Source organism: Blautia acetica, assembly GCF_038739805.1.
GTDB lineage: Bacteria > Bacillota > Clostridia > Lachnospirales > Lachnospiraceae > Blautia.
The window spans coordinates 218,403-233,135 of record NZ_JBBEWO010000002.1 but is presented as its reverse complement, the minus strand read 5'-3'; the positions used below and the strand labels follow the sequence as shown (position 1 = coordinate 233,135).

Annotated in this window: 16 protein-coding genes and 1 riboswitch; of the genes, 2 read left to right on the top strand and 14 right to left on the bottom strand. The window is 42.6% G+C overall.

Annotated features, from left to right (window positions below):
* Positions 1–6: 6 nt before the first annotated feature.
* The 11 genes from WBS51_RS02465 to WBS51_RS02415 all read right to left on the bottom strand — a co-directional run bounded on the left by WBS51_RS02465 (position 7) and on the right by WBS51_RS02415 (position 8,408).
* Complete coding sequence (locus WBS51_RS02465; protein ID WP_173749881.1) at positions 7–306, bottom strand: cysteine-rich small domain-containing protein; 300 nt, start codon at positions 304–306, stop codon at positions 7–9.
* A gap of 30 nt (positions 307–336) precedes the next feature.
* Complete coding sequence (fliB, locus tag WBS51_RS02460) at positions 337–1,485, bottom strand: flagellin lysine-N-methylase (protein WP_173749880.1); 1,149 nt, start codon at positions 1,483–1,485, stop codon at positions 337–339.
* 69 nt (positions 1,486–1,554) lie between these two features.
* Positions 1,555–3,024, bottom strand: coding sequence for a bifunctional hydroxymethylpyrimidine kinase/phosphomethylpyrimidine kinase (gene thiD, locus WBS51_RS02455; RefSeq protein WP_173749879.1), 1,470 nt, complete (start codon positions 3,022–3,024; stop codon positions 1,555–1,557).
* A 49-nt stretch (positions 3,025–3,073) separates the two neighbouring features.
* Positions 3,074–3,180, bottom strand: a riboswitch (TPP riboswitch).
* Between the two features lie 10 nt (positions 3,181–3,190).
* Positions 3,191–3,550 carry an arsenate reductase family protein gene (locus WBS51_RS02450; RefSeq protein WP_173749878.1) on the bottom strand — a complete coding sequence of 120 codons (360 nt, stop codon included), beginning with the start codon at positions 3,548–3,550 and terminating at the stop codon, positions 3,191–3,193.
* Positions 3,551–3,561: 11 nt separating this feature from the next.
* Complete coding sequence (locus tag WBS51_RS02445) at positions 3,562–3,984, bottom strand: bacteriohemerythrin (protein ID WP_173749877.1); 423 nt, start codon at positions 3,982–3,984, stop codon at positions 3,562–3,564.
* Positions 3,985–4,043: 59 nt separating this feature from the next.
* Positions 4,044–4,451 (bottom strand): GNAT family N-acetyltransferase, encoded by a 408-nt coding sequence (locus WBS51_RS02440; protein WP_173749876.1) that lies wholly within the window; start codon positions 4,449–4,451, stop codon positions 4,044–4,046.
* Positions 4,452–4,497: 46 nt separating this feature from the next.
* On the bottom strand, positions 4,498–4,926 hold the full coding sequence (locus WBS51_RS02435) for a DUF1284 domain-containing protein (protein WP_173749875.1): 429 nt from the start codon (positions 4,924–4,926) through the stop codon (positions 4,498–4,500).
* Positions 4,923–5,477 (bottom strand): biotin transporter BioY, encoded by a 555-nt coding sequence (locus tag WBS51_RS02430; RefSeq protein ID WP_173749874.1) that lies wholly within the window; start codon positions 5,475–5,477, stop codon positions 4,923–4,925. Before WBS51_RS02430 ends, WBS51_RS02435 begins: the two co-directional genes overlap by 4 nt.
* 210 nt (positions 5,478–5,687) lie before the next feature.
* Entirely contained in the window at positions 5,688–6,287 is a 600-nt protein-coding gene (locus tag WBS51_RS02425) for a PepSY domain-containing protein (RefSeq protein ID WP_173749873.1), read from the bottom strand.
* A 79-nt stretch (positions 6,288–6,366) separates the two neighbouring features.
* Positions 6,367–7,737, bottom strand: a complete 1,371-nt coding sequence (locus WBS51_RS02420; protein ID WP_173749872.1) for a sensor histidine kinase — start codon at positions 7,735–7,737, stop codon at positions 6,367–6,369.
* Entirely contained in the window at positions 7,734–8,408 is a 675-nt protein-coding gene (locus WBS51_RS02415; RefSeq protein ID WP_173749871.1) for a response regulator transcription factor, read from the bottom strand. The genes WBS51_RS02420 and WBS51_RS02415 overlap by 4 nt, the downstream gene beginning before the upstream one ends.
* 366 nt (positions 8,409–8,774) lie before the next feature.
* On the opposite strand from WBS51_RS02415, the gene WBS51_RS02410 reads away from it, so the two are divergent.
* Entirely contained in the window at positions 8,775–9,038 is a 264-nt protein-coding gene (locus tag WBS51_RS02410) for a hypothetical protein (protein WP_173749870.1), read from the top strand.
* A gap of 103 nt (positions 9,039–9,141) precedes the next feature.
* On the opposite strand, the gene WBS51_RS02405 is transcribed toward WBS51_RS02410, so the two are convergent.
* The 3 genes from WBS51_RS02405 to cooS all read right to left on the bottom strand — a co-directional run bounded on the left by WBS51_RS02405 (position 9,142) and on the right by cooS (position 13,416).
* The gene (locus tag WBS51_RS02405; protein ID WP_173749869.1) at positions 9,142–10,836 is read right to left on the bottom strand and encodes an ABC transporter ATP-binding protein; all 1,695 of its coding nucleotides are present in this window, start codon (positions 10,834–10,836) and stop codon (positions 9,142–9,144) included.
* Positions 10,829–11,338 carry a helix-turn-helix domain-containing protein gene (locus WBS51_RS02400; RefSeq protein ID WP_173749868.1) on the bottom strand — a complete coding sequence of 170 codons (510 nt, stop codon included), beginning with the start codon at positions 11,336–11,338 and terminating at the stop codon, positions 10,829–10,831. The genes WBS51_RS02405 and WBS51_RS02400 overlap by 8 nt, the downstream gene beginning before the upstream one ends.
* A gap of 185 nt (positions 11,339–11,523) precedes the next feature.
* A complete protein-coding gene (gene cooS, locus WBS51_RS02395) occupies positions 11,524–13,416 on the bottom strand; it encodes an anaerobic carbon-monoxide dehydrogenase catalytic subunit (RefSeq protein WP_294460922.1) in 1,893 nt (630 codons plus the stop codon).
* Between the two features lie 202 nt (positions 13,417–13,618).
* Between cooS and hutG the strand changes: the two genes are divergently transcribed.
* Positions 13,619–14,641, top strand: a complete 1,023-nt coding sequence (hutG, locus tag WBS51_RS02390; RefSeq protein WP_173749866.1) for a formimidoylglutamase — start codon at positions 13,619–13,621, stop codon at positions 14,639–14,641.
* Positions 14,642–14,733: the final 92 nt, after the last annotated feature.

Genomic DNA, 14,733 nt, shown 5'->3' with positions numbered 1-14,733 from the left:
TGTCTGTTATTTATTTTTTTTCGCCAGTTCCATAATCTCGTTATATTTGCTCATAATATACCCGTAATTTTTCCTCTTATGAGGCAGAAGACAGGCGCTGCAATCCTTTATGCCATTGTCCGTATATTTGAAGTTTCCGCCGCATTTACTGCCAAGGGCGTACAGCGGGCAATAGCAGAACAGACAGTTAAAATTTTCCAAATCTTTTGTTTCATGGCAAGGAAAATACTCACAGTTTTTGTGAGCAAAAAAAGAATATTCCTTTCCCTCCCAGTATGGTTTTTCCTGTTTTTTTTCTTCACTCATGGTCTGATACTCCTCTCTTTTTATTTTTTTCTATGCGATATCCGCCATATGCCTGGGACTGTACTGCCCGTTTTCATGGAAAATTTCTTCCAGAAGATTCAAATTTTCATCGGAGTGTTCAATTTCTCTTGCATATTCATAAGCTGTCTGAACAATTTCAGAAAAGGTCAGTCGTTCCTGATTCTGCAGCCATTTTGCGAAACAAAGTTCATCTATCCAGAAGACGCTGAACACAGCCAGAACCATTTTGGTATACACCATATCGTCATAAACAGCGCCGCAGAAATAAGTATAGACAAAAAATATAAGAATCTGTTCCTGATAAATTTCCCAGTTTTCCCTTTCCTTTTCTTCTATGTACTGCAGAAATTTTCCACGCTTTTTCTCATAAGAAGACCTTCCTTCTCCGTATAATTCAGCTTCCAGACAGGACAGGTTTCCCTCCCATTCCGTGCGCAGCACTTCCAGTCTGCGCAAGTCTTTCAGCATAAACTGCATACTCTCAAAACGAATTTCTGAACGTTTTTCAGGTTTTCTATCTTTTATTTTCTTATCTGCTTTCTGCAGTTCTTCCGCAAAATCCACTTCAAAAAGTATGCCTTCTTCCAAAGCATTCTGGAAGAGCTGTGTTATGTGCAGACATAGGAAAACTCGCTTTCTGATACTGTATTTCCGATTTTGAAGGATTTGAAAAAGATACGTTCGCACCTCTTCCAGCTTTCCGAAAAGCAGAAAATCAAAGTCTTCATAATCTTCCTCTATTTCTTCCAAATCGTCCTCTTCTTCCAGAAATTCCACTCTGGATTTGCAGCCCAGAATCATTTCTGCTGCCACAGGACAGGAAAGAGACAGGGACAGCTCCCGCAGGTTTTCAAATTCCTCTGTGTGCCTTGGATACTGCCTGCAGGTTTCGCACAGTGAGGAGGGGCCCAGTTTCCTATAGATATCGCACAAATTCTTTTCATTTAAAAAGCTGCAGCGCTTTTCATACTGCTCAAAGGCTCCCACAGACCAATCAATAGAGTTCAGAAGACGGATACCGAAATCTCCCTTCACCCGACTGTAGGTTTCCAGAGATTCCTCATCTATGAATATCTGCCAGCCTGCACAGCAGGTATCCGGACATTTGTCAGCCGTGCAGACAAAATCCTGATAATAGTGGGGTTTTCTGTAATACATAGTGAAAATGTTCCTTTCTGCTTTTCTCGTAGTATTCTCAAAAAAGAATACCACTGCCCCACCCCTTTTTCAAGTTTCCTTCATGTATTTCTCAAAAATATTTTCCACATTTTCTTTTCTCAACGCATACATATGATTCAGCGGCCCGCTGCCGTTTCCCAGGTTCAACTGTGCCCGCAAGGCTCCGGTAATGTATGCTTTTGCCCTTCTGACGCTCTCCGGCACATCATAACCTTTTGCCAGATTACAGGCTATGGCAGAAGACAGCGTGCAGCCAGTGCCGTGTGTATTGGGATTTTCCACTTTTTCTCCTGGATACCAGATAAATTTTCCTTCAAAATACAACAAATCATCTGCCGTCTCCTTTAAATGTCCGCCCTTTAAGAGCACAGCTCCCTCCATGCCCTCTCCAATGATTTGCGCCGCTTTTTCCATATCTTTTCCTGTATGAATGTTCATTCCTGTCAGAATTTCCGCCTCTAAGAGATTGGGGGTCACCACATCAGCCAGCGGAAACAGTTCTGCCTTTATTGCCTTCTCTGCCTCTTTCTGCATAAGAGTTCCCCCACTGGTAGCTGACATGACCGGATCCGCCACAATATTTTCGGCTTCATATTCCCGCAGTTTTTCTGCAATGGCATGGATAATCTGGCTGTCTGAAACCATACCGATTTTCACAGCATCCGGACAGATATCCTGGAAAATACAGTCCAGCTGCTTTGCCACAAATTCCGGCGGTACGTTCTGAACCCCGTAAACTCCGGTAGTGTTTTGTGCAGTCAGGGCAGTAATGGCTGTCATGGCATACAGACCGTGTGCAGTAATGGTTTTTATATCGGCCTGGATACCTGCTCCGCCGCTGGAATCTGAACCTGCAATGCTCAGAACTTTTTTCATACTCCTTGCCGTCATTTCTTCTGAAAGTTCCCGCAGCCGCCTGCAGGCCTCTTTTATATTTTTCTGTCCGTAAATCCCGGAAACCACAGCAACACCGGAAACGCCGCTGCCTTTTAATTCCATCAGATTACTTTCTTTCACGCCTCCGATAGCTACCACCGGAATGGAAACGGCCCGGCAAATGGCCTGCAGCTCTTCTCTTGCAACAGGCTTTGCGTCCTTCTTGGTAGAAGTTCCAAATACAGCTCCCACGCCCAGATAGTCTGCACCCAGAGCTTCTGCTTTTCTGGCATCCTCCACAGTCCGGCAGGACACACCAATGAGTTTATCCGGCCCCAGTATTTCTCTGGCTTCCAAAAGCCCCATGTCCTTCTGCCCCAGATGAACACCGTCCGCCTGCACCTTCCTGGCAATTTCCACGTTATCATTAATCACAAAGGGAACTTTGTATTTTGCTGCTAACTGCCGGATTTTTACGGCTTCTTTGAAAAATTCTTCTTCTGCTAAATGTTTTTCCCTCAGCTGCAAAAAGGTAACTCCTCCTTCCAGAGATTCTTCCACCTGTTCTTCAAAAGACTTTTCTCCCACCCAGGTTCTGTCTGTCACTGCATAAAGCTGCATATCTTCTTTTTTACATTTCATGTCTTTTCCTTTCTTTCGGAGACGTAAAAACCGGGAAACGTCAGCACGTCTCCCGGTTTTCACATCTCCCTACGCTGGCATTACCCATATCAGGTTAAAGGGTCGAAGTTTGAGCACTTCCTCTCAGCCCGCCTACGGGCTCCCCTGACTGCATATGAAATTGTTTTTATGCATTTTCCAGCTTTTCTGTCCATTCTTTCTCCTTAAAGCCGGGAAGTGCAAAATCTTCGCCCACCAGAATCGGACGCTTCACCAGCATCCCATCTGTGGACAGAAGTTCCAACTGCTCTTCTTCTGTCATGGAAGGCAGTTTGTCTTTTAAATGAAGTTCTTTGTACTTATTCCCGCTGGTATTAAAAAATCTCTTTAAAGGAAGTCCGCTTTTTTCATACCATTCTCTTAATTCTTCCTTGGAAGGTCTGTCCTCCACAATATGGCGCTCTGAAAATTCCGGATTTCTCTCTTTCAGCCATTTTTTTGCTTTCTGGCAGGTGGTACATTTTGGATATTCCACAAATAATAACATAATTTTGATCCTTATAATCTCTCTGCATTCGATGCCATGAATTTGTACTCCGCTACAGAACGGTCAAAGCCTTTGATGTGGTCAAAGAGCCAGTCCACAACATTTTTCTGTACCTGTGCAACAAAAGCTTCTGTAGGACCTTCTTCCTCTTCCAGCATTTCCTGTAATTCTTTTACTGCTTTTTTGAATTCCGCATGTTTTTCCTTATGTTCTTTGATACCCGGATATTCCATTTCTTCCTGCAGTTTCTCCTCTGCACTAAAGTGAAATTCTGTATAGTCCAACAGGTAATCCAGCATTTTTACTGCTTTAATTTTACCCTGTCCGTCTTCACAGCTTTCCAGAAGCTGGTTAATTCTGCCAATCAGTTCTTTATGCTGAGAATCTATCATCTCATTTCCTGTTACTAATGTTTCATCAAATTCTGCTCTCATAGTCTTAAACCTCCTCTGTGATTAGCTATAGTGTACCACATTTTTTCCGGTTTTCCAATCTAAATTTCCTTTTCCAGAATCACTTTCTGACACCGAAGTCCATAATTTCTGTAAAATTCCAATACCGATTGATTGAAATTCCACGCTGTCAGTTCCAGTTTAAAAATATTCCTGCGTCTGGCTTCCGCTTCTGCCTCTATAAGCAGCAGTTTTCCGATACCCCGGTTTCTATATTTTTCGTCCACGCAAATTGCCTCCACATAGGCTCTCTGCCTTTTTCTGGTAATACTGCCTCCTCCGGCTGTATGATACTTTATCTCACACATGCCCACCATTTTTCCGCTTACGCTGGCTGCCAAAAACAGGATTTCCGGGTTAGCCATGTCTTCTGCAAACTGCTCCAATGTATAAAAATGCTGCACATCTTTATAAATATCCGGTCTGGCCTGGCTGTGCAAATCATGCACCTGCTACATAAATCCCGCGATTTCTCTGTAGTCCTCTTTCTCCGCCTTACGAATCTTTGGCTGTTCCTTCGTATCCTCCATATCTCTCCTGCTCCTTCCTCCTGCAAATTTCACCCCACTGGCAATGCCCGCAGATTCCCTCCCGTCTGCCTGGCTTCAGAATACTCTTCTCCACCAAATGAAAAAACTCTTCCCAGGAAATGACACAATTTTCTTCCAGTCCACATGCAAGCAGCACCTTTCGGTCATATTCTTCCACTTTATCCTGGCTAATGCAGATATCTTCCCTTAAATTTGGACATTTCTTACATAGAATATCCCCTGTTGTCACAATTTGCAAGATTGGATTCTGCTCCATGCCTGCCAGAACGTTTTCCATATGCGCTGTAAATCCGTCACTATACCCTTTTCCCTCAAAAAAAGCAAGGCACATACCATGATGTGCCCGCAATCTGAGAAGCCTTTCTTCTCTCATCTTCTGATAACGCCTCCCAGTCTCTTTGTCAAAACCATTGCCAACAAAATTTTCAGCAAATCCGGAATAATAAAAGGAATGACACACCAGCCTAATACTGCGCCGATTCCCACTGGACCTGTCTGGCTGGTATACACGACCAGAAACCACAGAGTTCCTACGGTATAGCAGGCCAACAGTCCTGCAAGCATGGAAAAGAACAGCGCTGCCTTTCCTCTTCCGAAGAATTTTTCCATCCCCCACATCACCAGTGCAGAAACCAGAAATCCCACAATATATCCTCCGGTAGTTCCTGCCAGAACTCCAATTCCTCCTGTAAATCCTGCAAACACCGGAATTCCTATGATGCCAAGCAATATGTAAATCAAAACCGCCATGCTGCCTCTTCTTCCGCCTAAAATTCCCACAGCAGTAAAAACTCCCATAGTCTGCAGTGTAAATGGCACCGCCGCCGGAATGGAAATCCAGGAGCATACTGCAATTAATACTGCAAAAATACTCACATAAACCAAATCTTGTGTCTTATTTCGTTCCCCTGCTATTGTTGTCATATTCTTTTTCCTTTCCTGTTGCTGTTTTTCAATTTTTCTTCCTACACTTTACCATAGGGTAGCAATAATTGTCAACCTTATTATACTTTTAAGTTTACAATATACTTTTTGTTTACAATAAATGTGGCACAAAACAGCTATGGAAAAGAAAATAGGAAAAGCATTTTCATTCTCCATATGGTTTCGTGCCACATCTTCCTCTTGTATTTCTTAGTAGTTCTCTTCGCTCCACTTCAGGAAGGAACCTGTATTCGCGTCAATTTCAAACTCATACTCTGTCTGCTGGTAAACAATATCTCCCTCGTAGATATATTGCCCGTCATCCAAATCCAGTTCCATGCGCAAATCTTTTTCCTCTGCTCCGGGAACACGTTCTAAAGCCGCTTTTTTCGCGTCTTCCTGGCTGACAGCTACCTGAACGTTCTGTGCATCTCCCTGGGAACTGCTTTCTGCTGTGTTCTGCTGGTTTGCTGTATCCTGTCCCTCTGTTGTCTGTGTACCGGAGGGTGTCTGTGTCTCATAAGAATCACGGACGTCTGTTTCCTCACTTAAAACGGCTCCGTCACTGGCCCCGATGTCATAACTGTACTCCTTCTCTCCTGCATCAAACTCCACTTCGTAAATACTTCTTCCGTCATCTCTGTCCTTGCTGACTTTTAATCTGGAAACCTCATCTTCCGTAACCCCTGCCTTCTCAAATGCAATACTTTTGGCAGATTCCTGTCCAATATCCTTTCCTTCTGCTGCTCCGCATCCTGCCAGCAAACCTCCTAAAACCAAAACAGCTGTTATCCTTGTATATTTCTTCATAAATAAAATCTCCTCTCTGTATTTGATGAAGTCAGTATACCCAGGAAAGATTAAAGAAACATTAAAACCAGAAAATATTTTACTTTTTTTCTCCACTTTCTTCTGTGGGCAGCCAAAAGGTAAACACACTGCCCTTGCCAAGAGTACTTTCCACCTGGATTTCTCCCTGGTGGGCCTGCACAATCCATTTCACCATAGGCAGCCCCAGCCCGGAATGACTGTCCTGTATTCTGGCCTTATCGACCCGGTAAAACCGCTCCCAGATATGAGGAAGGTCTTCCGGGGAAATTCCCTTTCCATCATCCTCTATACTTCCCCAAATTTGATTTTCCATACCCTGCAGACGGATTTTCACATAGCCCGGTCCTCCGTGATAAGCAATGGCATTGGAAACCAGGTTCACCACCATACGGAGGTAAAGACTCTCGTCCACTTCCGCAAAAAGATTTTCCTCTATCTGCATTTCCAGCCGGATATTTTCTTTCTCTGCCAACAGTTCCATCTCCAAAGCAGCCATTTCCGTCAATTCACTGAGGTTTACCCGCTCTTTTTGAATTTCCTGCCGTCCCTGGTCTGCCCTGGACAAAAACAGGAGGCGCGAAATCATGTCTGACATTTCAAAAGCTTTTTTCTGAATCCTTTGCAGCTGCGTTTTCTGCTCCCTCGTCAGATTTTCGTCTTCCAGCAACTCCTCACACTGCGCCAGAATCACTGCCGCCGGCATACGAAGTTCATGAGAGACATCCGAGGTAAACTGCTTTTCCCTCTGAAATCCCTCCTCTATCTGCGCCAACATTTTATCAAATGTTTCTGCCATCACATAGACTTCATCTGTGCCGCGGCCAAGACCTACTCTTCTGGACAAATCCCTGTCTTTCTGTATCTCCTGTACGGTTTCTGTAATCTGCCTTACCGGGCGCAGCGTCCTTCTAATGAAAAAATACCCCGCTGTTCCTGTAAGCGCTACCAGCAGAGGCAACAAAATCAGAGCCAGACGCTGAACGGTTTTCATACTGTTTTCTGCACGATTAATGGAACAGACACCCCGGATATACACGTCCTGAAATTCTCCCGGCCGATACTTGATATCAAAAACATACCACCGCGCGGCGCCTGTTCCCACAGTCTGCATACTCCCATCTGCAAACACCGTCTTTTCCTGAAAACCATAAGGCACTCTCCCAAAGAGAAAGGTTCCCGTTTCATCATATAAAGCCAGGTAAATGCCATCCTCCAAATCATAAAAATCCTGTTCCATATCCAGTTTACCATTTTGCACACTTACTTCATCCATACTTTCATATACCCGCTTTTCCAGTTGAGCCTGTACAGAACCTAAAATTTCCTGGCTACTGAGGGAAAACAACAGCCCCAGGGAAATGCAGGTTAAAAGCGTCATGAAAAAAGTAAACATAAGCGTCACTTTTATTTTCAAAGATATTTTTTTCATGCTTTCTCCTTCAGCACATATCCGGCGCCCCGTACAGTGTGAATCAGCTTAGAAGTAAAGCCCTCATCAATCTTTTTCCGCAGGTAGCGGATGTACACGTCAATCACATTCGAGCCTCCTGTATAGTCATAATTCCAGATATGCTGCTCCAGCTTTTCTCTGGACAGCACGATTCCCTGGTTCTGTATCATATAGCGAAGGAGGGAAAATTCCTTTCCGGAAAGTGTAATCTCCTTCCCGCCCCGCAGAACTTCATGGGTATCCAGGTGTACTTCCAAATCCGCCACACGGCACACGTTTTCCTTCTCTCCTGTTCCCCGGCGCAAAAGCACCCGGATACGCGCCAGCAGCTCTTCCAAAGCAAAAGGCTTCACCAGATAATCATTGGCCCCCGAATCCAGTCCCTTCACCCGGTCTTCAATGCTGTCTCTGGCTGTCAGAAGCAACACCGGAACCTGATTTCCCTCTTTTCTGATTTTTGTCAGCACGCTCAGACCGTCCAGCACCGGCATCATAATATCCAGAATCACTACATCATATTCTGCACCGGCCAGATAGTCCAGCGCCTCTTCTCCCTGAAAACAGGTATCTACACTGTAATGCTCTTTTTTTAGCCTGGATACTAAAATCGCATTCATATCTCTGTCATCTTCGGCTACCAGAATTCTCATAAAATCACGTCCTCCCTGTACTTTCTAAATGCCTTTTTTCATCTAAATGCACATTTTTCATAGCAACAATGAGCCATACAACAAACATATTTCTCTGCTCTTTACTCATTTTTTCTGTATCATAAAATTGTCTTTCGCGAAACAGTTCAGATTCATTTTCAATTAAATCTTCTGCAAGATAGTTTTATCAATGGATTATCTCCCCTTCCATATCATATAGTTCTGTTCTTCACTTTGATTATATCAAATATTTTTATTTCGTACATAAATTTCCGTTCAAATTTATCGATAAAAAATATGTTCTGAATACTATTGAATGGCAATCTAAAAATTTATTGGAAATAACTTATAGGGAGGGATAAGTTAATGAAGTACGCAAAAGGTATAAAATATTCTTTGTCATTTGTAGCACTTTTGTATATTTTAGGTATTTGCTTTGTTCCTTTTGTGAAGCCACTAAAATATAATTGGACTGCATGGTTAGTTTTTGGAATATATTTATTAAATCTTGTTTTTTTGTGGGCTATTGATGGAAAGAAAACAACTATAATGGATGACAAGGAAGAAGCAACAAAAGAGGCGAAAATATCTCAAGAATTATTAAGAGACAGAAATAAATGGATTGTATAATGTTACGTCTTGATAGTTCTATACTAAAAGTAAAGTGGAAACGGGGCGTTGCAAAATAGGTGAGTGAGTATCTATGGAGCAACCCCCTTTTTTTGATAAAGCATCAACCAGTTCCATTCAAAAATTCTCGAAATTTCTCGCTATGTTCAAAAACGGCATTATAACTGCCTGCCATTTCAATTCCACCATCTACAAGAAAGATAATTTCATCATATTCTTTTAAAAGCGGAGAATGAATATCATGCGTAATCGACAGTAATGTCACATTCTTCCTACTAAGAAGCCGTTTCTCTATATCATAAGCACTTTTCTTATCAATCGCCGACATTCCCTCATCAAGAATCAATATCGGCTTTTCATGATAAACAGCCCGTGCCAATGCTATTTTTTGCTTTTGCCCTCCTGACAAGTTTGCTCCATTCTCTTGTATTACCTGCTCCAGCCTACATTTCTGATCTTGTATCAATTCCAAGACTCCACTGATTGTGCAGGCATCCACCAAACGTTTTGCATCTTCCTTTTCCGTAAGTGTAATATTCTCTTGTACGGTTGAATGAAACAAAAAAGTATTTTGACCAACTGTTGCAAACAAATTGATATATTGACGATATTTGTTTTCAATACCGCATCCGTCTACCAGAATATTTCCTGCGTTCTGCTTATAAATACCGTTAATAAGATTGATTAATGTTGTCTTTCCTGCACCGCTGCCTCCTACTACTGCATATTTCTTACCTTTTCGTATTTTCAAATAAATTTCATGTAATATTTCCTTCTGCCCTTCATAAGAAAAACTGATATTACACAGTTCAATGTCTTTTTCAAAAAGAAGTAATGCAGATTCTTCTTTTTGGTTTCCCCTATCATTTTCATCTACAGTCAATATGCTTAAAAATCGTTCCTCTATTGCCCGGCCACCAGAAATCTTTGGCAAATTTGTCATAATGAGTATCAACGGCTGAACAAATGCACCTGTCAGCTGCATCACCGCAACCATTTCCCCGACATTTAATATATTCATAAACACAAATTGAGCCGACACAAACAGTACCAGCAATTCTGTCGCAACGGACAGAACGGAGGAAAATGTCTCACTTTTGGATAGATTTTTATCCAGTGAATTCTTTTTTTCATAATATTTTTCATTCGCAGAATCAAATTTTTCTCCTGCTTTTTCCTGATAATTGTATGTACTAATCACATAAAATCCTTCCAAATAATCTGACGCAGTCCCAGTTATAAGAGCAAGTCGTTTTGAAACCTTTTCCTGTGCCAGAGAAATCTTCTTATTAAAAAGACGTGGCAAAAAATAAATAATTACTGTACATGTAATAATCAGAAAAGTGATACTTATGTTTGTGCCCAATAGAGCCAGCAGTACAATTGTTGCTGATATGACATTTTGTACTACACAGAGTTTACTTCTCACTATTCCTTCCTGATAAATCTGAATATCATTTGTGAGAAGTGACAAATAATCTGATGTTGAAGATTTCCGAAAACCAACAAACGAATATGACATTATTTTTCGAAACAAAAGACTACGTAATTGTCCTATATAACGATTAATCATTCTCTGCATGTAAAAATTCCTTAGATAGTTAAATCCAAAATATAGCACTATAAAAATCAACGCACCAAAAACAATCCTCCTAAAGTCATCCATCTGCTCAGTACTTACTATATTAATTGTCAGTTCAATAATCAGTGCGATTGCCACGGATAAAACAGCTGTTATAATATTTAATACCATGTAAATAAACAAGGAGTTTTTAGAATGTCTGCAGTATTTATTCATCTAACTCCTCCTTCTCTTTCTCATTAACAGGAGCGGAAATGATTGAAATATTTCTGAGTTTTGCTCCCGGACTGTTTTTCCTATAATATTTCTGGCATAATTTTTCATGCTCTTGGATGAACTGCTGATATTCAGCATCCGTAAGCAATAAGTAATCTCTCCCTGCAAACAACATATCTTTTGTGGGATCAGGTTCCTTTTCGTAATACTTCTGGAAATCTGAAAGCAAAGATAATAAGAAAGTCAATATTGCATTAAAGTCATTGTTTTTAGCCACTTTTTTCAGCGAATATATCTTTTCTATGGTCCCTCGGATTCTATTTTCCTGCACCACTTCTATAATCTGATTCTGCTCAAGTAATCTAATATGATTATAAATGGATGCCTTTGAAACGGCTGGTAATGAAGATATAATCTCACTTGTGGTAGCTTTTTTGTGTATGCACAAATACTGCAAAATGCTTAATCTTACCGGATGTATTAATACTTCTGTTTTATTCATCCCTTCCCCTCCAGTCTACTTATTTTTATTATTATATTTATTTTTATTATTCTATTTATTTATAATATTACACTTGATTTATTCGTTTGTCAATAGATTTATGAAATCAGGAAATACAAACGGAAAAAGGAGACTGCCGCCAATACAGTCTCCTCTCACAAAAGGGCCTCTTCTGTTAGTTTCTTCTAGATTCCCAGTGCTGCTCTCTTCTCTTCAATCCGGGCAATCATGGCATCTCCCAGTTTTTCAATATCCTTTTCCACCGTGTAGGAAGCCTCTACCCAGTCCCGTACGCCTTCCGTCAGCCAGTAAACCATTTCCGAAGAACCGCTGACCTGAGGGTCTACGCCCAGAAAGGTATCAATACCGGTTGCCACAACATAGTTGCCAATGGACACTGCCTTTTCAGACATCCATTCCGGCGCGCAGCCTACCAGAGGCAGCTTGGAAACAGGAAGTCCGGAGTCTATGGACAGCTTAGAAGCCAGTACCATCATACGGCTGATATCCACACAGGAACCCATGTGCAGCACCGGCGGAATATCTGCCAGTTCACAGACTCTCTTCAACCCGTCTCCGCATAAGTCCTTGGCTCTTTTATCCATCAGGCCTGCTCTGGCTGCTGCCTGAGCAGAACAACCGGAAAGAATAACGAGAATATCGTTTTTAATCAGTTTTTTCATTAATTTTATATGCGCAGAATCCGGACGTACTCTGGGGTTATTACAGCCTACCATAGCTACTGCGCCTCTCAATACACCTGAGGTAATGCAATCCAGCAAAGGTTTGGTAGTGCCCAGCGCTTCTCCCTGTCCTGCTGCCACACCATCCAGTGCATGGATAATAGCCTCTACAGAATAACCGACTGTGGCTTTCTGCTTCATCTGGGGAATATGTACCAAATCCTGCTTTCTGTTGACAAAGTTTTCTACTGCCATGCGTACAATCTGCTTTGCATTTTCCCCTGCTGTCTTGGCATTAAAACGGATAAAATCAGAATCCGGCATCTGTGCGATGGGAGAAGTGGTGATAAATTTCGTATGGAAACATTTGCTCAATGGACCCAGGGCCGGAAAAATACACTGCATATCTACCACAATGGCTTCGCAGGCCCCCGTCAGTACCACGTTCTCCTGCTGCAGGAAATTTCCTGCCATAGGAACACCTCTTCGCATAGCGACTTCATTGGATGTACAACAGACACCTGCCACTTGAATACCCGTCGCTCCCAAAGATTTTGCAAGGGCAATCATTTCCGGGTCTTCTGCATATTCGCAAATCATTTCTGACAGACTTGGATCATGTCCATGAATAATGATATTGACCTGGTCTTCTTTCATAACCCCAAGATTTGCTTCCGTGTCCACTGCTTTTGGCGTGCCGAACAGCACATCGGAAAATTCCGTCCCGCACATAGAACCACCCCAGCCATCCGACATACCTGCACGCAGAGCCTGTCTTACCAGTGCTTCCGGTTTGGAGGAACAGCCCATATGGGTCATGTGCATAGCGGTAGAAACTTCCCGGTCAATGGCTCTCGGCTCCAGCTCTGCGGCCTGCCACAGTTTCCGGGTGTGTTCCGGCGCTCTGCTTAACCAGCGCTGTACGCCAAATGGCTTTCCGTACTCCAAAAGAGCCAGTTCGGACATCTCATGTGCCAAATCATAAATGTCTTTTCCCTCTGTTTCCACGCCCCATTCTTTTGCAATGCGCATAAGTTTTTCCGGATCTTTTACCTGGTAATTGCCATCCGGGGAAGCTGCGTGAAGGGTATGGCAGATTTCTCTTCCGTGATCTGAATGAGTTGCTGCGCCTCCGGCTGTAAAACGCAGAAAATTTCGTCCTGCAATACCGTGGGCATCACAGCCGCAGATACCTCTCGGTGCCTTTTTGGTAATACGGCATGGGCCCATGGTGCAGATACGGCAGCAGATACCCTCTTCTCCAAACTTACAGTGGGGCGTCTGGTTCTTCACTCTGGCCTGCCAGGAATCCGCCCCTACCTTCTGTCCTGTTTCCAGAAGTCTTTCCGTGGCCTGTTCAAATTCTTCAATGGTTGTCAATCTGAATATACTCATCTCTACCTCCAACTATTTTTGTTTGTCTATATTATAACAATCTCCGTCAAAGTTTCCTATCAACGGTTTATTGAAGGTATCAACCAATGATTGATACAAAAGTATTTGACTTTTTTCCGCTATACAGCCAACTGTCCCTTATGGTACAATAAGATATAAAAAGTTCAGGAAAAATAACTGCTTCGAGGAGGATTCAAAAACTATGCGATTGACCAATTATGTTGCGGCCATGGACTGCTGGAAAGGCCGGGTGGACAGCACCACAGATTACGATGCTTTCCGCTGGCATCAGTGGGTACAGCCATTAGATTTAAACGAAGTTACAGAAATAGAAAACGGGAAACTTGGATTTGCGTTTATAGGCTTTTGCAGTGAGCAGGGGGTAAAACGAAATAAAGGCCGTATAGGAACCGCTCTTGCACCGGATTTTATCCGGACACAAATGTCAAATTTCCCTTGTACATTTTCCCAGGAAGTAAAGTTCTACGATGCCGGAAACATTCTCTGTGAGGAGATTTGCATGGAGGAGGGACAGCGTCTTTTGGGACTTGCTGTGGAGAAAATTCTGGATATGAACCTGTTTCCCATTGTTCTGGGCGGCGGCCACGAAACCACTTTCGGGCACTTTCAGGGACAGTTCGCCGATTTGAAGAAAAAAAAGGAATCCCTGGATATGGGCATTATCAATTTTGACGCGCATTTTGATTTAAGACCTTATGAGCATGGCCCGTCTTCAGGCTCCATGTTCCGTCAGATTGCAGATATTTATAAAAAAGAACAAGCTGCTTATCACTATCTGCCTCTGGGAATCCAGGAACACAGCAACACGGTCAGCCTGTTCAAATACGCGAAGGAAATCGGAGCGGATTATATTCTGGCAAAGGAAATTCAAACCTCCAATTATTCGGTCGTTTTGGAGAAAATCGACACTTTCCTGTATGAATGTGATTCTGCTTATATTACCATCTGCACGGATGTATTTTCTTCTGCATTTGCGCCAGGCGTAAGTGCCACACAGACCCTGGGACTGGATCCGGAAGCGGTGCTTCCTCTGCTGAAACATATCCTGAGAACCCGCCAGGTCAGAGGCTTTGACATCTGCGAAATTTCCCCTCGGTTTGACCAGGATAATACTACGGCCAAGCTGGGGGCTGTGCTGATTTTTGCCGTGGTAAACACGCTGTGCAAGCTGAATAATCTGGCAATTGATGTACTTACCCATTAAGTATTTGTCCATACAGACACGGCAGGTTCTTAGAGGACTTATACAAAAAAGGAGAAGCTATTTCACTATAACAGTTTCTCCTTTTTCTTCAT